The 19,164-nt window shown below is 57.6% G+C and carries 17 protein-coding genes, 1 tRNA gene and 2 pseudogenes; 6 read left to right on the forward strand and 14 right to left on the reverse strand.

Annotated elements, in window-relative coordinates:
* Positions 1-97 precede the first annotated feature (97 nt).
* Both M0808_RS03340 and M0808_RS03345 read left to right on the forward strand, forming a co-directional pair.
* Positions 98-1,381 carry an aminotransferase class III-fold pyridoxal phosphate-dependent enzyme gene (locus M0808_RS03340; RefSeq protein WP_247839895.1) on the forward strand — a complete coding sequence of 428 codons (1,284 nt, stop codon included), beginning with the start codon at positions 98-100 and terminating at the stop codon, positions 1,379-1,381.
* Between the two features lie 196 nt (positions 1,382-1,577).
* Positions 1,578-1,736 carry a YqaE/Pmp3 family membrane protein gene (locus M0808_RS03345; RefSeq protein ID WP_003228885.1) on the forward strand — a complete coding sequence of 53 codons (159 nt, stop codon included), beginning with the start codon at positions 1,578-1,580 and terminating at the stop codon, positions 1,734-1,736.
* Positions 1,737-1,869: 133 nt separating this feature from the next.
* On the opposite strand, the gene M0808_RS03350 is transcribed toward M0808_RS03345, so the two are convergent.
* From M0808_RS03350 to M0808_RS03410, 13 genes are all read right to left on the reverse strand, one after another.
* Positions 1,870-3,681 carry a S9 family peptidase gene (locus tag M0808_RS03350; protein WP_247839897.1) on the reverse strand — a complete coding sequence of 604 codons (1,812 nt, stop codon included), beginning with the start codon at positions 3,679-3,681 and terminating at the stop codon, positions 1,870-1,872.
* The gene (gene pqqE, locus M0808_RS03355; protein ID WP_115988763.1) at positions 3,647-4,819 is read right to left on the reverse strand and encodes a pyrroloquinoline quinone biosynthesis protein PqqE; all 1,173 of its coding nucleotides are present in this window, start codon (positions 4,817-4,819) and stop codon (positions 3,647-3,649) included. The genes M0808_RS03350 and pqqE overlap by 35 nt, the downstream gene beginning before the upstream one ends.
* The gene (pqqD, locus tag M0808_RS03360) at positions 4,791-5,066 is read right to left on the reverse strand and encodes a pyrroloquinoline quinone biosynthesis peptide chaperone PqqD (protein WP_003228880.1); all 276 of its coding nucleotides are present in this window, start codon (positions 5,064-5,066) and stop codon (positions 4,791-4,793) included. The genes pqqE and pqqD overlap by 29 nt, the downstream gene beginning before the upstream one ends.
* The gene (gene pqqC, locus M0808_RS03365) at positions 5,063-5,815 is read right to left on the reverse strand and encodes a pyrroloquinoline-quinone synthase PqqC (RefSeq protein WP_096796665.1); all 753 of its coding nucleotides are present in this window, start codon (positions 5,813-5,815) and stop codon (positions 5,063-5,065) included. Before pqqC ends, pqqD begins: the two co-directional genes overlap by 4 nt.
* 135 nt (positions 5,816-5,950) lie before the next feature.
* On the reverse strand, positions 5,951-6,862 hold the full coding sequence (gene pqqB / locus M0808_RS03370; protein ID WP_247839899.1) for a pyrroloquinoline quinone biosynthesis protein PqqB: 912 nt from the start codon (positions 6,860-6,862) through the stop codon (positions 5,951-5,953).
* Between the two features lie 81 nt (positions 6,863-6,943).
* Positions 6,944-7,018 carry a pyrroloquinoline quinone precursor peptide PqqA gene (pqqA, locus tag M0808_RS03375; RefSeq protein ID WP_003422658.1) on the reverse strand — a complete coding sequence of 25 codons (75 nt, stop codon included), beginning with the start codon at positions 7,016-7,018 and terminating at the stop codon, positions 6,944-6,946.
* Positions 7,019-7,176: 158 nt separating this feature from the next.
* Positions 7,177-9,594 carry a pyrroloquinoline quinone biosynthesis protein PqqF gene (pqqF, locus tag M0808_RS03380; RefSeq protein ID WP_247839901.1) on the reverse strand — a complete coding sequence of 806 codons (2,418 nt, stop codon included), beginning with the start codon at positions 9,592-9,594 and terminating at the stop codon, positions 7,177-7,179.
* 48 nt (positions 9,595-9,642) lie between these two features.
* Positions 9,643-10,437 carry a carbon-nitrogen hydrolase family protein gene (locus M0808_RS03385; protein WP_247839903.1) on the reverse strand — a complete coding sequence of 265 codons (795 nt, stop codon included), beginning with the start codon at positions 10,435-10,437 and terminating at the stop codon, positions 9,643-9,645.
* 12 nt (positions 10,438-10,449) lie between these two features.
* Entirely contained in the window at positions 10,450-12,132 is a 1,683-nt protein-coding gene (locus M0808_RS03390) for an NAD(P)/FAD-dependent oxidoreductase (protein WP_247839905.1), read from the reverse strand.
* Positions 12,133-12,487: 355 nt separating this feature from the next.
* Entirely contained in the window at positions 12,488-12,949 is a 462-nt protein-coding gene (locus tag M0808_RS03395) for an Lrp/AsnC family transcriptional regulator (RefSeq protein ID WP_007910086.1), read from the reverse strand.
* Positions 12,950-13,106: 157 nt separating this feature from the next.
* Entirely contained in the window at positions 13,107-13,847 is a 741-nt protein-coding gene (locus M0808_RS03400) for a hypothetical protein (RefSeq protein ID WP_247839907.1), read from the reverse strand.
* A 1,213-nt stretch (positions 13,848-15,060) separates the two neighbouring features.
* Positions 15,061-15,501: a hypothetical protein gene (locus M0808_RS03405; RefSeq protein ID WP_348773031.1), complete on the reverse strand. Its 441-nt coding sequence runs from the start codon at positions 15,499-15,501 to the stop codon at positions 15,061-15,063.
* A gap of 228 nt (positions 15,502-15,729) precedes the next feature.
* Positions 15,730-16,005 carry a DUF3077 domain-containing protein gene (locus M0808_RS03410; RefSeq protein ID WP_247839911.1) on the reverse strand — a complete coding sequence of 92 codons (276 nt, stop codon included), beginning with the start codon at positions 16,003-16,005 and terminating at the stop codon, positions 15,730-15,732.
* A gap of 491 nt (positions 16,006-16,496) precedes the next feature.
* Here M0808_RS03410 and M0808_RS03415 point away from each other — a divergent pair, with 491 nt between their 5' ends.
* The 4 genes and pseudogenes from M0808_RS03415 to M0808_RS03430 all read left to right on the forward strand — a co-directional run bounded on the left by M0808_RS03415 (position 16,497) and on the right by M0808_RS03430 (position 18,971).
* Complete coding sequence (locus M0808_RS03415) at positions 16,497-17,177, forward strand: hypothetical protein (protein ID WP_247839913.1); 681 nt, start codon at positions 16,497-16,499, stop codon at positions 17,175-17,177.
* A gap of 180 nt (positions 17,178-17,357) precedes the next feature.
* Positions 17,358-17,516, forward strand: a pseudogene (locus M0808_RS03420) (peptidase S24); the annotation flags it as partial.
* Positions 17,517-17,551: 35 nt separating this feature from the next.
* A pseudogene (locus M0808_RS03425) lies at positions 17,552-17,995 on the forward strand (tyrosine-type recombinase/integrase); the annotation flags it as partial.
* Positions 17,988-18,971, forward strand: coding sequence for an SH3 domain-containing protein (locus M0808_RS03430; protein ID WP_247839917.1), 984 nt, complete (start codon positions 17,988-17,990; stop codon positions 18,969-18,971). The pseudogene M0808_RS03425 and the gene M0808_RS03430, both read left to right, overlap by 8 nt.
* Positions 18,972-19,081: 110 nt before the next feature.
* Here the strand turns inward: M0808_RS03430 and M0808_RS03435 are convergent.
* Positions 19,082-19,158, reverse strand: a tRNA-Ile gene (locus M0808_RS03435).
* Positions 19,159-19,164: the final 6 nt, after the last annotated feature.

Consider the following 19,164-nt stretch of genomic DNA (forward strand, 5'->3'; position numbering starts at 1 on the left):
TCACAAGGCTTACAGGGCCAGAGAGCGCGATGAATAGCGTTTGCTTCGACAATGTTTGCATAGGCGGTTCAAAAAACCTCAAGCGAGGTTTTTTGCAATGAATCTGTTCAGTCTGCGGCGTCAGGCGCCGAGTCTCGATGACCTCGCTTTCGAGGCCGGTCCACCCCAGGCAGGCGATAGCCTGAATGCCGAGCGACTGATGCCCAGCGTCGAGCGACCGGCGCAGGTCTTCGTGCGTGGCCAGGGATCCTGGTTGTGGGACAGCAACGACCGCGCTTATCTCGACTTCTCCCAGGCCGGCGGCGCCAACAGCCTCGGCCACAGCCCTTCGGCGCTGGTCAAAGCCATCGCCAGTCAGGCCCAGGCGTTGATCAATCCCGGTTTCAATCTGCACAACCGCGGCATGCTCAGCCTTGCCGAACGCCTGTGCGCCAGCACCTCCAGCGATCAGGCTTACCTGCTCAACAGCGGCAGCGAGGCCTGTGAGGCAGCGATCAAACTGGCGCGCAAATGGGGCCAACTGCATCGTGGCGGCGCCTCGCGGATCATTGTTGCGAAGCAGGGTTGCCATGGCCGCAGCCTGGCGACGATTTCCGCCTCGGACAGTTGCAACCTGCACAACCGTTTCGCGCCGTTGCTGCCGGGTTTCGATCTGGTGCCGTTCAACGATTTGCCGGCGCTGCATGCGGCTGTCGATGCGCAAACCGTGGCGATCATGCTCGAACCGATCCAGAGCGATGCCGGGGTGATTCCGGCCACCGAGCATTACCTCAAAGGCGTCGAGCGTCTGTGCCGAGAATTGGGCATTTTGCTGATCCTCGACGAAGTGCAGACCGGCATCGGGCGCTGCGGCACATTGCTCGCCGAACAGTCCTACGGCGTGCGCGCCGATATCGTTGTGCTCGGCAAGGGCCTCGGCGGCGGCGTTCCGCTGGCGGCGTTGTTGGCCCGTGGCAAGGCCTGCTGTTTTGACGCCGGTGAACTGGGCGGCACTCATCACGGCAACGCGCTGATGACAGCGGCCGGTCTGGTGGTGCTTGATAGCGTGCAGGATCGGGTATTTCTCGAGCAGGTCAAAGACCTCGGCCAGCACCTGCGCGAAGGTCTAGCTCGATTGGCACACCGCTACGGGCATGGCGAACTGCGTGGTCAAGGCCTGTTCTGGGGACTGAGCCTGTCAGAGGATTCCGCCGATGCCGTAGTCAAAGCCGCCTTGCATGAAGGCCTACTGCTCAACGCGCCGCAAGCCAACTGCCTGCGTTTCACCCCGGCACTCACTGTCAGCAAGGCCAACATCGACGAAATGCTCCTGCGCCTGACCCGCGCCTTCTCGCGAGTGCGCACCGCGCAACTGCAATGCCGCAAAGGGATTGCCGTCTGAGCTGAAGTTTCCTACCCGATTTGAAGAACCGTCTCGCGGTATAACGCACGCCCCACGCCTGATTCTTTTGGCGTGGGGCGTTTTTTTGTGCCCGATGGTGGCGATCAAATGGCGTTTGCACTGAACCCTGAAGAACGGCGCAGGTCGATTAGCTTGTATGGCTCATGTGAGCCAACCCCCATTCAGGAGCTGACCCATGGACTTCATTCGTATCATCATCGCTATTCTGTTGCCGCCACTGGGTGTGTTTCTGCAGGTCGGGTTCGGCGGGGCGTTCTGGCTGAACATTCTGCTGACGCTGTGCGGTTACATCCCGGGGATCGTGCATGCGGTGTACATCATCGCCAAGCGCTGAGTTCAGCGGCACCTGATAGATAGCTTTCGCGAGCAGGCTCGCTCCCACAGGTGATTTTGTGCACAACACAGATCCAATGTGGGAGCGAGCCTGCTCGCGAATGGGACGACGCTATTTTGAATTGGGGCGGCGATCAGTCCACCAACCCCATCACCCGCCGATAAAACTTCCACTCCTGCTCCAACGCATGCGCCTGATTCACCGCCCGGCGAAAGCCATGGCGCTCCTCTGCGTAGTAATGCGCCTCGACCGGGATGCCGTTTTGCTCCAGCGCCGCGACCATGTCGCGGGTCTGTTGCGGTACCACCACCGCATCCAGTTCACCCTGGAAGAAAATCACCGGCACACGGATGTTGCTCGCATGCAGTAGCGGCGTGCGGGCGGCGTAGCGCTCGGCATCCTGTTCGGGATCGCCGATCAGCCAGTCGAGATAATCACCTTCAAACTTGTGGGTCGCCCGGGCGAGTGCCACCGGGTCGCTGACGCCATAGAGGCTGGCGCCCGCGCGGAACACCTGCTGAAACGCCAACGCGCATAACGTGGTGTAACCCCCGGCGCTGCCGCCGCGGATAAACGCGCGCTCGCCGTCGATCAGACCTTGCTCGGCCAGATACGCCACCACCGCGCAAGCATCCTCGACATCCACCTCACCCCAACTCAGATGCAACGTCTGACGGTATTCGCGGCCATAACCGCTGCTGCCGCGATAGTTGAGATCGGCGACGGCGAAGCCGCGTTGCGTCCAGTACTGAATGCGCGGGTCGAGCATCGGGTAGCAGGCCGAGGTCGGGCCGCCGTGGATGAACACCACCAGTGGCTGTCGCACTTCATCGTTCATCGCCGGATAAAAGAAGCCGTGAGCCTCACCGCTGCCGCTCGGGTAGCGCAAGGTCTGCGGACGGCTGATGCAATCCGCCGGCAAAGGCGCCACACCGCCAGCCAGCACATTCACTTCGCGGGTAGCGCGATCAATGGCGATCACCGCAGAAGGTCTGATCGGCGAAGCGGCGATGCAGTAGATGAATTGCTGATCCAGCGCCAGATGCCGAAAGCGGCTGTAGTCGCCGGTAAAGTCTTCGCCGTCGAGCGCCAGGCGACCAAAACCGCCTTCGCTCCAACTTGCCAGAAACGAATCGCCTACCGGCAACCAGGTACTGCCACCCATCTGCCACGGGGCGGGCGCATGATCGGCTTCGGCACAGGGCAGTCGCTGCAAACCGTCGGACGTTTCGCCCCACGGCTGCCAGAATCCGCCGCGATCAGTCAGGCACAACAGGCGTCCTTTCGCGTCAAATCGCGGTTGCTGGATCGACTCTTCAAGGTCAGCCCCCGCCACGCAATGCGGTGCGCCGAAGCCACCCTCAGCCAGACGCTCGGCAACCATCAATCGGGTGGATGTCCAAGGCTGATGCGGCCGACTCCACTCGATCCAGGCCAGTCGCGAACCGTCCGGGCTGATGGTCGGCGCAGCGTAAAAGTCAGCACCTTCCGCCAGCAAATGCCGCGTGCCATCAGCCAGATCAATCGCTACCAGCCGATGCTGGTCGCGCAGTTCCTCCACCGCCAGCACCTGGCCGAAAGCAAAATGCAGATCGCCATAACGACACTCGCCAGAAGTCAGCACCTCGGGCGCGCCATCCAGCGTCTGCCGATACAACTGCTGATCCGCCTCATTGACGAAAACCACCCCGTCCGGCGTCAGACAAAACGCGCCACCGCCATATTCGTACACCCGGCTGCGCACGCTGAAACCATCCGGCGTCAGACATTTCGCCGCGCCGTCTCGCCAGTGCCAGATCCGGCACGCAGCATCTTCGGGGCGATATTCATTCCAGAACAAACCGTGGGCACCGAGTTGCAGTTCGGCGAAATCCATGCCGGCGGCGACAGCCTGGGCGGCGCTGAAAGGCTCAGCCCTTGGCGATGAGGCGTGAGTTTCGTTCATTACGGAAGGCCAGTTGTTCGATGGTCTGAGTGGCGGTCTCGGCTTCTTCGCGGGCCTTGAGAATCACGCCGTGATGGTCGGACTTGCTGCACACCGGGTCGGCATTGCTCGCGTCCCCCGTGAGCATGAACGCCTGACAGCGGCAGCCGCCGAAGTCCTGTTCCTTCTCGTCGCAGGAGCGGCATGGCTCGGGCATCCAGTCGTAACCGCGAAAGCGGTTGAAGCCGAACGAGTCGTACCAGATATGCTGCATGCTGTGGTCGCGCACGTTGGGAAACTGTACCGGCAGCTGTCGGGCGCCATGACAGGGCAGGGCAGTGCCGTCCGGGGTAACCGTCAGAAAGATGCTGCCCCAGCCGTTCATGCAGGCTTTCGGGCGTTCTTCGTAGTAGTCCGGGGTGACGAAAATCAGCTTGCACGGATGCCCTTCGGCTTCCAGTTTGGCGCGGTATTCGTTGGTGATGCGTTCGGCGCGCACCAGTTGCTCTTTGGTCGGCAACAGGCCGACACGGTTGAGCTGTGCCCAGCCGTAGAACTGGCAGGTGGCGAGTTCGACGAAGTCCGCTTCGAGCGCAATACACAGCTCGATGATGCGGTCGATCTTGTCGATGTTGTGCCGATGGGTGACGAAGTTCAGCACCATCGGATAGCCGTGGGCCTTCACCGCCCGAGCCATTTCCAGCTTCTGCGCGAAAGCCTTCTTCGAGCCGGCGAGCAGGTTGTTCACTTGCTCGTCGCTGGCCTGGAAACTGATCTGGATGTGATCGAGACCAGCCTTCTTGAAGTCACTGATCTTCTGCTCGGTCAGGCCGATGCCGGAGGTGATCAGGTTGGTGTAGAAACCCAACTGCCGCGCTTCGCGGATCAGCTCGGCGAGGTCCTGACGCACCAGCGGTTCGCCACCGGAAAAGCCCAGCTGTGCCGCGCCCATCTCCCGCGCTTCGCGGAAGACCTTGATCCACTGCTCGGTGCTCAGCTCTTTGCCCTGCTCGGCGAAATCCAGCGGATTGGAGCAGTACGGGCATTGCAACGGGCAACGGTAGGTCAGCTCGGCGAGCAACCACAGCGGCAGGCCGACTTCAGATTTTGGCGGTACTTGCACCGATGCTTCAGGCAAGTTCGATCCAGTGCTGCGCACGGGCAACCTCCATGAATTGCTCGATGTCTTCACCGAGCTCGGGCACGCCGGGAAACTGCTCGTCGAGTTTGGCGATGATCGCCGCGACATCGCGTTCACCGTCGATCAAACCGCCGATCAGCGCGGCGCTGTCGTTGAGCTTGATCATGCCCTCGGGGTAGAGCAGCACGTGGCCTTTTTGCGCCGGTTCGTACTGGAAACGGTAGCCGGGACGCCAGGTCGGGATCTTGCTGCGATCAAAACTCATAGGGTGATTCCTTTGTGCCAGACCCGCTGCTCGGTGACACTGTGATACGGCGGGCGGTTCAGTTCGTAAGCCATGCTCATGGCATCGAGCATGCTCCAAAGAATGTCCAGTTTGAACTGGAGAATTTCCAGCATGCGCTCCTGACCCTCGCGGGTCTTGTAGTGCTCGAGCGTGATCGCCAGACCATGCTCGACATCGCGCCGCGCCTGACCCAGGCGGGTGCGGAAATATTCGTAACCGGCCGGGTCGATCCACGGGTAATGCTGCGGCCAGCTGTCGAGGCGCGACTGGTGGATCTGCGGTGCGAACAGTTCGGTCAGCGAGCTGCTGGCGGCTTCCTGCCAACTGGCACGGCGGGCGAAGTTGACGTAGGCGTCGACGGCGAAACGCACGCCGGGCAGCACCAGTTCCTGGGAGCGCAGTTGATCCGGGTCGAGGCCGACCGCCTGACCGAGCCGCAGCCAGGCTTCAATGCCGCCGTCTTCACCGGGGGCACCATCGTGGTCGAGCAGGCGTTGAATCCACTCCCGGCGAATCTCGCGATCCGGGCAATTGGCGAGGATCGCCGCGTCTTTCAGGGGGATGTTCACCTGATAGTAGAAGCGGTTGGCGACCCAGCCCTGAATCTGCTCGCGGGTGGCACGGCCTTCGTACATCGCCACGTGATATGGGTGGTAGATGTGGTAGTAGGCGCCTTTGGCGCGCAGGGCGGCTTCGAATTCGCTGGGGGACAGCGGGGTGTCGGTCATTGCGGTTCTCCGGGGAACAACCGTTGGAATACTGGGTGTCTGTTCGGACGTCTTCGCGAGCAAGCTCGCTCCCACAGGGTTTGTGAACGCCACAGAATCCTGTGGGAGCTGGCTTGCCAGCGATGGGGCCATCCGCTACAGCACAATACTCATGCCGTCATAGGCCACTTCAACATTACGCCGCGCCAGCTCCGCGCGCTCCGGCGAATCTTCATCGAGAATCGGGTTGGTGTTGTTGATGTGGATAAGCACCTTGCGCTGCTCAGGCAATTGCTCCAGCACTTCGAGCATGCCGCCGGGGCCGTTCTGCGCCAGGTGGCCCATCTCGCGACCGGTGCGGGTGCCGACGCCACGGCGCTGCATTTCATCGTCATCCCACAGCGTTCCGTCCACCAGCAGGCAATCACTTCCGGCCATGATTTCCAGCAGCGGTGCGTCGACCTTGCCCAGCCCCGGTGCATAGAACAGTTTGCCGCCGGTGTTCATGTCTTCGACGATCAGGCCGATGTTGTCGCCCGGGTGCGGGTCGAAACGGTGCGGCGAATACGGTGGCGCGGCGCTGCGCAACGGCAGCGGGGTGAAGCGCAGGTTCGGGCAGGCAGCGACAGTGAAGCTCTGGTCGAGCTCGATGCGATTCCAGCTCAAACCGCCGTTCCAGTGGGTAAGCATCTTGAACAGCGGGAAACCGGTGCTCAAATCTTCGTGAACCATGTCCGTGCACCAGACCTGATGCGGGCAGCCTTCGCGCAGGCTGAGCAGGCCGGTGGTGTGGTCGATCTGGCTGTCCATCAGGATGATCGCGCTGATGCCGGTGTCGCGCAGGGCTCGGCCCGGTTGCATCGGGGCGAAGCTCTGCAGTTGCGCGCGGATGTCCGGCGAAGCATTGCACAGCACCCAGTTCACGCCATCATCGGAAATCGCGATGGACGATTGGGTGCGGGCCTTGGCATTCAGGCTGCCGTCGCGAAAGCCTGCGCAATTGACGCAGTTGCAGTTCCACTGCGGAAATCCGCCACCGGCGGCCGAACCCAGAATCTGGACGAACATGAACGCTCCCATCTTTCAACGCTGAAAATAAAACGCCCCGGCGAGCCGAGGCGTTGCACTGCAAGTCTGCGTAGGCAGAACTCAGCGGCTGGCGAAGTACATGGTGACTTCGAAGCCGATACGCAGGTCGGTGTAAGCCGGTTTTGTCCAGGACATAGGGTGACTCCTCATTGGGTGGGTGGGATAGCGCTGTCCATAGTTATAGTCCATGACCGCGCCGGGATGTTCCAAATAGTTAGGCTGCTATGTTACTCAAAATTTCAACGGTATTGCCCGTGAATCTTTGAGAAAGCTCCTTGCAGCCTTGGTAATGATCATTTTGTCGCTTGCCACGGCGCGCCGGGTGACGATTCGCTGGCCAGGCAGCGCCAGCCGCCCTTGGCGTTGAGCAAGCGCTGCGCTGCCTCCAGCAATGTTGAGCGTTTCAGTTGACCAATGGCTGTGTGCAGTTGCGCCAGATAATCCGACGAGTGGCCGGCGAGCTTGGCCTGCCACAGCAACTCGGCGGCGTCTTTGCCGGACAGATGACTCTCATCGAACTGATCCGCGAGTGACTGGCGTTGCTGGTTGAAGTCCTCTTCATCGAGGTTTTCGATCAGCGCAGGAATGCCCTCGAGGAACTGTTGGATATGGCCGAGCAGCTCAACGGGCGCAGTATCTGGCGACTGCACGCCGAACAGCAATCCACTCTGGCCATGCATCTGTCGCAAGGCGCTGAATACCGCGTAGCCCAATTGCAATTCGACCCGCAGGCGCTGATAAAACGGGGTTTGACACAGCTGCGCGAGCAAGCGCCAGGCGGCTTCGTCGGCGATCTCGCGGCTGGCGCTCGGGCAGAACAGCAGCAACGCATGCTCGCTGGACGCGGTGTCGATGTGGCTCCACAGATGTTGCGGGTTGATCGCCGTCGCTGCCGGCAATTGATTGTCCGGTGTGCCGGGGATGCGGCTCAGTGCCAGGCCCATGGCCGATTGCGTCTGTGCGTTGAGGCCAAGGGCCAGTCCGTCCCAGCGCGAAGTTGTCCACAGCTGTTTGACGTCGTTCGACTCGACGGCCGATGACAGACAATATTCAGGCAACGCCTTGAGCAACTGGCGGATCGGTATCAACGGTGTTTCTGCCTCTGCGCTCGCTGAATCGGCGTCAATTTGCGTCAGACATTTCAGCGCGTGTTCGAGGACACTGGGCATCGGCTCCTGCAGGCCCGTCAGTTTCAGCAGCCACTGCGTGCCGGTGGCACTGAACGCCAACTCGACGCCGGCCTGCCGCGCATCTTCCTGCGTTTCCCGCAGACTGCGTCGCAGCTTGCCTTGCAGATCTGTGCCGGCCGCCGCCTGCGTTTGCCAACGCAAATAAATCGCGCCGTGGTCGCTATGATCCGGCAACGCCTGGCTGAATTGCATCGGCGAACGCTCACGCCGACCGCGCGAGCGATCCTGAGCGAAAGTACGCAACCCACGATGGGCGCTGGTCTGGCCGCGAATCAGGCCGGCGTTGGCCAGCGGCTCGTTGGAGCCTAGAAAAGGATTGGCGGCAGGCAGGTGCCAATGGTCGCTGAAGTTATCCACAACACCGATGTCGTGCAGGATCTGTTTGAGCGCGACCACGCCGTTTTCCGACAGACCGTTTTCGCGTTGTTCACTGTCGAGCCGCGCCAGTTGCAGGGCGCCGCTGATTTGCTGCTGACGCTCAAACAGCCTGGTGTATTCCTCGCGCAACGCTGCCCAGTCCTGTTGCGCGGCAAAGAAGCTCAACCAGTCCAGAAACTGCTCACGAATGGCGCTGAAGGATTCGGCTGGGGTGGTGAATTGCAGATGCAGCAGCGCTTGCCCGGCGAACTGATACAGCGGCACGGCTTTCAAACCGTCCGCGAGGCGTTGTTGCTGCAAATGGGCGAGCAGCCCGCCGGGCTTGGCGCTGTTCAGCCAATGGCAGAGAAACGCCAGCGCTTCGGCGGACGAGTCGGGCAGCGCTTCGAAAGCGAACAAAAGATTGCTGCTTCGCTCGCCGACCTGTTGATAACTTTTTACTGCCAATGGCAGCGGCGCTGCCTGTTCGACCTTATCCCCAGTCGGTAGCGCCGCGGCAAACTGCTGCGCCATTGCGCGCAATTCCTCGATGCTCTGCGGCCCGACCAGGCTCAGCGTCATTTGTCCGGTGCGATAAAACTGCCGGTGGAAATCTTTCAGCGCCTGTTGAAACGCTGGTAACTCAACTTTCAGGCTGTCGCGATTTCCCGCATGAAACCCGCGCAGCGGATGTGTGGCCGGCAATCCCTCGTACAGCGCCAGTTCCTGCTGAGCCGTGGGATCTTGCGACCACGCGACAAATTCTGCGTCCAGCACTTCGCGTTCGCGCAACTGATCGTGCGGATTCATACGCGGCTGGGCGAGCATGTCTGACAGGCGCTCGAGCCCGGCGCTGTAGGCCGAGGTCGGCAGTTCGAAGAAGAAGTCGGTGGTGCGTTCACGGGTGCTTGCATTCACTTGACCACCGTGACTTTGCACGTAGGCCATCAGCGCCTGACTCGCAGGAAAACGCTCAGTGCCGAGAAACAGCAGATGCTCAAGGAAATGCGCCAGCCCCGGCCACTCCAGTGGCACATCATGGCTACCGGCCGCCACCCGCAACGCAGCGGCACTGCGCTTCAAGCCGGGCACCTGACGCAGGGTCACGCGCAAGCCGTTTGGCAGGGTTTCAGTGTGGGGGCGGGGGTGAGTCGGCGCAGGCATGGGCACTTCCAGAACAGTGAAGTGCCAATGCTAGCGGATTGGGCGGGGTCAGCGCTTGTTCAACGCTTGGTAAAGCTCGGGACGACGGTCGTTGAGGTAGCGATTGGCGGCGCGGGAATCGGCCATCAACTGGCGATCCAGCTCACCAACGATCAATGCTTCATCGAGTCCGGCCTGGGCGATACGGCTGCCGTCCGGCGCGGCGATGCTGCTTTGTCCGCAATAGTGGATCTCGCCTTCCTGCCCGCAATAATTGGCGTACGCCACGTAACACTGGTTTTCGAAGGCACGGGAACGCACGGTGACGTCAGCGACGAAATCGAACGGGATCATGTTTGCCGTCGGCACCAGAATCAGCTCGGCGCCGGCCAGCGCCAGACGCCGCGCGTTCTCGGGAAACTCCAGGTCGTAGCAGATCAGGAAACCGAGCTTCCAGCCGTTGAGTTCAACCACCGGAAAATCATCTTCGCCGGGGCTGAACATTGACCGATCAAGATCGCCGAACAGATGGGTCTTGCGGTAATTGCACAGGCGCTCGCCGTGCGCGTCGATCAATTGAACGGCGTTGTAGATCTGCCCGTCGGCCGTGCGCTCGGGGTATCCGTAAGCGATCGCCAGCCCGGCGGCTTTGGCGATTCGACCGATCTGCTGCGCCCATTCGCCGTTGTAGACCTCGGCCAAGGTGCTAACCGCTTCCTGGCCGATGTTGTAGCCGGTCAGAAACATTTCCGGCAGCACCAGCAGGTCGGCACCCTTGGCTTCCATCGCCAGTTGCTGCAAGCGATGCAGGTTGGCGGCGGGTTCCAAGGGCAGCGGTGGACATTGGTAAAGGGCTACACGCATCGGGGATTCCTCTTACTCGGGCAGGGCGATAGGGCCGATGTCTTTGAACACATCACCCGGGCCCGGGTTCTCTTTATGTGTCGAACCGCCGAAGTGTTTCATGATGCCCCACACTGCGTTGAGCGAAGTCTGCACCGCGCCTTCGACCCACGCCGGTGTCCACGACACGTCGTCACCGGCGATGAAAATCCCGCGTTGCTCGGCGGGCATGTCGTCCTGCATGAAGTGCGCGTACATGCGCTGGTTGTAGCGATAGTGGCCGGGCAGGGCGCCTTTGAATGCGCCGAGGAAGTACGGGTCGGCTTCCCACGACACGGTGATCGGATCACCGATGATCCGCGCGGCGATATCGACTTTCGGGTAGATCTTCTTCAGCGCGTTCAACGCCAGCTCTACGCGTTTTTCCACCGGGTGCGGCAGCATCTTCAGCGCGTCGCTCATCCACGAGTAGGACAGGCAGATCACCCCCGGCTTGTCGTCACCGTTGTCGAACAGATAGGTGCCGCGGGTCAGGCGATCGGTGAGGGTCATGCTCATCAGGTCGCGGCCGGTTTCTGGATCCTTGTCCTTCCAGAATGGCCGGTCGACCATCACGAAGGTCTTCGACGATTGCATGTAGCGCGTGCGGTCCAGCGCCATCCACATCTTCTGCGAGAACAGGGTTTCGTCGCATTCGATCTGGATGGTCAGCAGCCAGCTCTGACAGGTGGTCAGCACGGCAGCGTATTCGCGGGTGTCGCCGTTGTTGTCGGTGACGGCAAAGCGGCCATCCGGGGCGTGAGCGATTTTCTTCACGCCGGAACGTGGCGCGCCACGGTGCAGGGATTTCAGGCTGGTGCCTTCCGGCCAGTGCACGCAGCGCTCCGGCACATGCCGCCAGATGCCTTGCGGCACTTGTTCCACACCGCCAACCACCAGATGCTGGTGATCGTCGCAGTTGGTCATCACCACGCGGAAGATTTCCAGCATCGAATTGGGGAAGTCCGAGTCCCAGCCGCCGGTACCGAAGCCGACCTGACCGAACACTTCGCGGTGATGGAATGACAGTTTGGCGAAGGCTTTGGAGGTAGCCACGAAGTCGTAGAACGTGCGGTCGTCCCACAGCGGAACGAGTTTGTTCCAGAGTTCTTTGAGGCGCGGCACATCGCGGTCGCGAATGGCTTGCTGGATGTCGGCGAACTGCGAGCCGGCCTCCAGCGCATCCGCCCAGGCGTCAGCCACTTCCTGGAACAGTGCAGGAAGATCCTTCAGGCTTTGTGCGTAATGGGTTTTGCCTTCCAGATCGATCACTGTGCTGCCGGAGGCCGGTGTCAGCGGGTTCGGGAACGGTTTGGTCTCAAGACCGAGCTTGTCGACGTAGTGATAAAACGCAGTAGAGGACACCGGGAAACGCATGCCACCCAGTTCCGCGACGATGCCGTCGGTGCCGTTGAACGCTTGCGAACGCAGGCGGCCACCCAGTTTCGAGGCCTCGTACACCACTGGTTTCAAGCCGAGCTTCATCAGTTCGTAGGCGGCCACCAGACCCGCGATACCCGCGCCGACAATCGCCACTTCAGCGCCGTGATGGTGTTCAGGAATGCTGCCGAGACCGGCCGGGTGTTCGATCCAGTCGTCGAAGGCGAACGGAAAGTCCGGGCCGAAAATGGTGACGGGCTTCTTACCGTCTGCAGGATGGCGATTGTTCTTGTTCATGGCTGACCTTGCTGGCGACCCGACGCAGGATGCGCGTCTGAGTATAGGAAAAGATGCCAGCCATTCTAGGGAGCGTAGAACACGTTAATAAGACGCAAAGTGTCGTCGTTTTGCCATTCTATTGATCAAAGTGACAATCTTTGACTTCACTTCGATCATTTTGGGAGCGAGTTTGCTCGCGAAGGCGATATTCCCTCCACTAAGGACGGCGTTTGACAAACCGCTTTCGCGAGCCAGCCCGCTCCCACAGTGGATTTGTGTCTGGCGCAGATTCTGCGCTCAACCCGGTCAAATGTGGGAGCGGGCTTGCTCGCGAAGAGGCCCTATTTGCCAACCGAAAGGTTATTGCCACTACTCAAACCGGCTGCCCTCGATCAATCTTGCTACTCAAAATGATCGACGTCGTGGTCTTCTCCACCCCGTCCACACTGCCGATCTGATCCAGCAATTGATCCAGTTGCTCCGGCGAGTCGGTGCGCAGCCACGCCACATAATCAAATTCGCCACTCACCGCACACAACTGCTGCACCTGCGCCATCGCACTCAAGCGACGCAGCACTTCCTTGCCAGAACGCGGCTGCACCTTGATCCCGACGTAGGCTTGCAGCCCACCATCGACGACACGCTGACCCAAGCGCACGCCATAACCGGTGATCACCTTGGCCTTTTCCAGACGCGCCAGTCGCGACGTCACTGTGGTGCGCGCAATGCCCAATTGGCGGGCAAGCATGGCAACGCTCTCGCGAGCGTTGATTTGCAGGGCGGCGATTAGCTGCCGGTCGATTTCATCGAGCACGGGCGGGCGGATGTCGGGCAAGGAGGGCTCCATAGGGCGCGGATCTTGGAGCGAGCATGTTACAGGCTCAACCGACGAGACGCTTGTGGGCGGTAATCGAATGATTGGCCAACGGGGCGCGAAGAGTGGACAGAAAAATCCGCGTAATTGCGCGGATTTTTATGCGTTGGATTGACCGTTATCTGGCCATTCTGCGTAAGGCTTGATCGATAAGTTCGATCTGGAAGCGGTATCGGAGATTTACGCGTTTGAGCAATACCGCTCCTATTGAAAGACCGAGTACCAAGGCAATGATCATCAATAAGGCGCTATCACCCCAGTTTCCGCTCACAGGTCCGGCCAACAAGGTCTTACTGATCCAGGGGAAACCGCCGAATTTTTCCGCGCAGACGTAGGCCGTTCCCAGCAGAGCAAGGGCTGCAGCTTTTTCTCCAAAAAACAGGGCGACACGCGCTTCTGCTCGATTGATTCTGAGTTCGAGCCAATACTTTGCATCTAGAAGTGCCACTTCCGAATGAGGTTCAAGTGAATCTACCAACGCATTCTCGTGTCTGACATCGGCAATCATGCTTTTCAAGGTGATGGTCTCCCATCGGAAAAGCGCGTAGACCAGTGCCGCCATGGGTGTAAGCAGTGACAGCAAAGTAGATATTGTCGAGAAGAACACAAGATAGAGAGCCAGATATTTGGCCTCTTCCGGCAACGGAGTCTGCGACGTATGCCAGTAGGCCATGCAGGCCGCGACGGCCATCCCGGCACCGCCGAGAATGAGACACCAATTGGCAAATTTCTCCGCATTCACTTCGAGTCTGCTACGCCGTGCAGATGCCTTCAGGGGTCTGCATGTACTCAAGTGTTTAAGAACTTTGAGGGTATCGTCGATGTGTATTTCTGGAAGTTCCTTTTCCATTACGCTCATTGCGTGCTCCGTTGCGATTTGATTTTACGTATGACCCGCAGGCACCACTCACATCCAGGTGGATGGGGTCGACTGAGTGGCTGACGAGACACAAAAACAAAAAAGGCCTATGCCATCAAGCATAAGCCTTTGTATGTTTGGTGGGCCCACACGGACTTGAACCGTGGACCAAAGGATTATGAGTCCATCAAAAATGTGCGCTTTCACAAACCGGTTCTATAACGCTGCTGTGGCACTGGTCATTTTTTTAACCTATTTCCTTCATGTCCCCACCGCAGGTGGACACTTTTTGGACACCTTGAATTGATGGAGAGGGCTATTCTTCGTCCAAGTCTTCAGGGCGAACTCTGATGACCGTTGCGCATTCTCCATCCAGTCGAACAGAAACACCCTCGTTGCTGATCGTACCCACCACCGTTCCATATGGCTCTTCCCAAGGCCTAGGCTGGTTCACCTTTTCCCTTGGCACACTCACCCGCTTTCCTGCTCGAATTTTCGCTATGTCCACTGGAACTCCTTTAGCGATCACAAAATTTATCGGTAGAACGAGCCGCCTTACTCTTTCTCAGACTCGATCGACTCGAGCATTTTTTTCTGTGCGTTTTTATGCTTTTCATAAAAATCGACAATCCTTGCCAAATGTCCAAGGAGATTTTACCTTGGGTCGGGAATTAGTGACTCCTCGGCGAAAAATTCGGCGCGGCCACCATTCCCAATTCAACATGCCTTTCTGCTCGTCTTCTTCGGGCCACTGCAAAACACTGCATTTTATGAAGTCGCTGGCTCAGCCTTCTTCCGACGGCGCGCTTGGGGTGGCTTAAGTGTTTCAACATCTGCATCTTTTCCAAACAAACGATGTATGACGCCTGCCTGCGGGAGGGGGAGAAGTGCTTTTCTTGGCATCTTTGGATTATGCTTGAGCAGCGGTCTGCTCTGGCGCCCTAGGCACCATAACCACAAAAGATGAACGCTCAGCACGTATTTTTCTATGGATGTGGTGCGTTTAGCGCACCTTGATGGTTGCCAGAAATACATATAAACGTTATTATTTCCACGCCAGCACAGACCGGAACCTTGGAAGCGAGGGGTGTTGATTTCGGTGGCGTAAGCCACTCCTAGCCAGTGAGCGGGATAAGCGGGAAACCGCGAAAGGACAGGCCGATATTGAGATTCACAAAGAACCCCGATGCGAAAGCGTCGGGGTTTTTTGTTTTCAGACAGATTTGCCAGCGTTACGCATCTCTAGGATGTATCGAACGTTATGCGGCTTACCCTTGGGTAGCTTCGCGCGCCCCCACTCAGCTACCTCATACGCCGAAATTATCCGTACCTTTAGTAGGTTCGTCGTTCCTTGCGGTTTGCTGATCGAGAAGAAAATAGCGTAATCGTGCAGGTCTAGGCAGAAATAGCGCTGGCTGTTTTCTACGTAGAATGGAACAACGAGTCCTTTGAAAAATCGTTTGTGAAGGTACTCCGCGATTTGACTACTGCAGTGATGACGTTCAGGGCAGAAATAACGACTTTCGCCCCTGTGCCGAATCAATTGGCCATGCCCCTTGTCATCGGTAAAACAGTGAAGCCCAAACTCGAATTTGACGACGAGCTGATTACCTGCGACCTCAAATACCAATTCGAAGGGCTGTAAATGCTCCATGCTGTACTGGCGGCCGCCAATATTTAGGTCTTTCCATTCCATTTTTGTCGTCGCCGGACGCGGTGGAGGGCGCGCATTGTAGCAGCACAGCCGATTTGACATTAAAGGCCCCAAAGAACGGGACACGTGAAGGGTTGGTAAAGGTGGCAACTGTGCGCGGGTTCAAGGTAGACGCCTCTGAGTAGCCGAGGCGTCCCCGAGAAAAAATCTCGGCGCTGGTGCCCGCCCTTAGGAGGACGCTTTCTGCTTACGAATCGCTGCTACAACATCATCAACAACCGCTCTCCCCATTGCCGTCAAATGATGCGCAGCCCAAGCAGGCCTGTCAGTGTTTCGCTGATACGCCGCGTCTTCCGCAAACGTCGTAGCCAAGCCCAAAAGGTCAGATGCTTGGGATAACGCTTGTTCGACCGGAATCCCGCTATTCACACGAAACAGCGAATTTTTATAGCAGTCATTAAGGGCTACGAGACCAAGTGTTTTCAACTCGACGGGTTTGGTCATTTTTCACCCCCATTGACTGGGTGACGGAGAGGTTGATCGCTATGCGATCCATGCTGGAGGAGGGGTAAAACTCTGGACGGATTTGGAGTGCACATCTTTTTCATTCCTTGATTTGATGGACTGTCACCGAACCTTCTGACGGGAAGGGTGGCAGCTGTGCGCGGGGTCAGAAACCGGGAATCAAGGAAACCGGCAGACCCGAAGGTCTCCCACGCACAGCCGCCATGAAGCCTTATCGCAGGCGAAAAAAAACGCCGCGATAGAGGTATGGGCGCTTTGCGCCTTGATCTTTCGGGCTCTGACCCCCGGCCGCTGAACTGTCAGCGGCATCCGAAGATTATCCTGCGAGTAGATCCCCTGCAACCGCTGGCTGGCCCATTACCTTACAAGAAGCCTATTCCTACTCCTGGCTCGGAGGTGTCCTGCATTGCCGATCAGTCATCGAATATCAACCGCCATCGTTCGATCGCAAAAAGCCATTAGGGAGCAATATGACTGAGCAACAAAAAGGGATCTTGAATGCATTGCTGATTATCGCAGTGCTGGTTATCGCGAATATCGTAGGCCCCATTTTGGGTGATTACCTAACGCCGGACGAGCAATCGTTCCTGTTCCTCGCATCTGTGTATTTTGGGGGCGCGATTTACGCCTTCATGACGCGTGACCAACTAAACGTATTCATAAAAAATTGGCCCACCTCCTTGGTCTATACGGCCGTTATCTTCTACATCTGCAAAATTGCTGCGGAGAAAGTCATCAACGCCAGGACAGGGATTGAAGTCGAGAACATTCGATATGCATCGACGATTGGTGGCTTTCTCTATTCAGTACCCCTTTCAATGGTTGTGATCAGCCTAGGGATGTGCGTGAAGATGGCACCGCGTTGTTTCAATAACGACACGGTGGACGAGGGAGGGAATGCCATTCTGCTTTCTATTCTGAAAATCTGTTTTGTCACGTCGGTTCTCGGGCTTGGGATGTACACGTTTCCTAAAGCCCACGCCTTTATGGACTACACGATTCTGGCTGACGCCACGGCCGTCACTACATGTGGTCCAGTAGAGAGGGATGTTGTCTACGTCCGAAAAAACTCAGACACCTGCAAACGTATCTACGTCATCCCGTTCAAAGGCATCTACGAATCAACAGATGTCTCCAGCAAATCCGGCTGACTTGCGGTCAAGAGTGATTGCAATCGCGCTCCTAACTGCCGTCATTTCCACCGCTCGATCCTTGGCAAGTGCCCAAGCGTGATGTCACCCGTCGAAATGTCCTACGCGCCACATTGACCGCGTGTAGGACTCCGCGTTTACTGTATGTGCATACAGGTTAACTTTCGTCAGGTTCGTATCATGAGCGTCACCATTCTTGGCCCCCTGTCAGACACAGGCGAAAAGCTCCCGCTTTACTCGTTTCAAATCCCTGCGGGGTTTCCTTCGCCGGCGGCCGACCACATCGAAAAGCACATCTCACTGGATGAGCTTTTCGACATCCGTGCCTCACATGTTTACTGACCCATCTGGCCACGCTTGAGGACGATACGCTGCTGATTTCTGAGGTGTGCTTGGCGACTGGTGCACGGTGGGGGGAGTCAGAAGCGCTGCAGCCGCGTCAGGTGCGCAATCGGTTGATTCACTACAGTAAGACGAAGTCGAGTAAGAATCGGACGATTCCGATCTCTGAGACGCTTGAGAAGCGGTTGAAGAAGGCGTTGCCGTTCAAGCCATCGTACGATGCTTTTCGGCGGGCGGTGGTTGCGATTGATCTGGATCTGCCTGCGGGGCAGCTGACGCATGTTTTAAGGCATACGTTTGCTAGTCATTACATGATGAATGGCGGGGATATTGTTACGCTGCAGAATGTTTTGGGGCATGCCACGTTGGCGATGACGCAGAAGTATGCGCATTTTAGTCCGGGGCATATGGCGGGGGTTGTGGAGTTGAATCCGTTGGCAAAATTTCGTACTAAGAAGGTAGGTGCCTATGAGTGAGGATCAAAAAGACTTTTCGTCACTTGGGGCGACCCAGAAAAGTTATGCGATTGGGACAGCTGTAAAAGAACTTGCTGTTTCGAAAGAGATTTATCAACTCGGCGCTGCTGTAAAGTCCATTCTTGGTGCAACTCAATCAGTATTGGGTAGTAAAGAGTTTCTTAAGTTTACAGAAGTAGTCGACCGGGTGCGTTTTAACGTAGTCCGACAACTTGCTACTCCAAATTCTGAAATTGGGAAAACGCTCAGAGCAATCAGTGAATTCAATTTGGCACTGAATCATGCCGCTGTGCAACCAGACTCCGATTTAAACAAAGCGCTAAGATCAATCGGTAAAATTGGAGAAGCTTGGAAAGCCACTGCTCCGAAGGTAATGAGCAGTCTGATAAAAGAACATTATGAACTATACGGTTTAATTCGTAATGGGCAAATTTCTTTAGATCAGGTTTCTTCGGGGATCGATGAGGCAATTTCTAGGGGAGAGACATTAGACGTAAGTGGTGGTCTGGTAGGTGAAGAACAGCGCTCTAATGCGACGAGGGAAATCATTACTGCGTTTATGAGTGCGGGAAGTCTTAAAGGCATCTCTTCGCCGTCGCTGCAGTTCTTTATTGCTTTTGTGATTGTTTTGACTTGGGTTTTTGCGGCAATCAATCAAGGATTCGATCTTCAGAAGAACTTCAGTGAAAATTTTACTTCTGCAAAGACACCGGCTGAAGCTCGAACTCTTGCTCGACATCCACCAGCCGGTGTCGATAAAGAGAAACTTGTTGGATTCCGAGTTCTGGTTGGGGATCGCGTTTCCTTGAGGGAGGGACCGGGTCAAAAGTATTTGTCTACGAAGCAGCTTCCGATTGGGGCTTTGCTGCAGGTCCTAGACGCTTCTGAAAAGTCGTGGCTCATGGTTTCTGTGGTGGAGGATGGGGAAATCTACGAGGGTTGGGTGCTTCGCGGGTACACAAAACCGATCCGCTGAGAAAAACAGGGTGGACATTTTGTGGACACTTTTGATTTATTAGGAGGGAGAGGCGAAGAGGGGCGGAGGGTATAGATAGGCAAAAGCCGCGCAATGCGCGGCTTTCAATTTGGTGGGCCCACACGGACTTGAACCGTGGACCAAAGGATTATGAGTCCTCTGCTCTAACCAACTGAGCTATAGGCCCTCAGTA

It is taken from the genome of Pseudomonas sp. MWU12-3103b (assembly GCF_023100615.1).
GTDB lineage: Bacteria > Pseudomonadota > Gammaproteobacteria > Pseudomonadales > Pseudomonadaceae > Aquipseudomonas > Aquipseudomonas putida_A.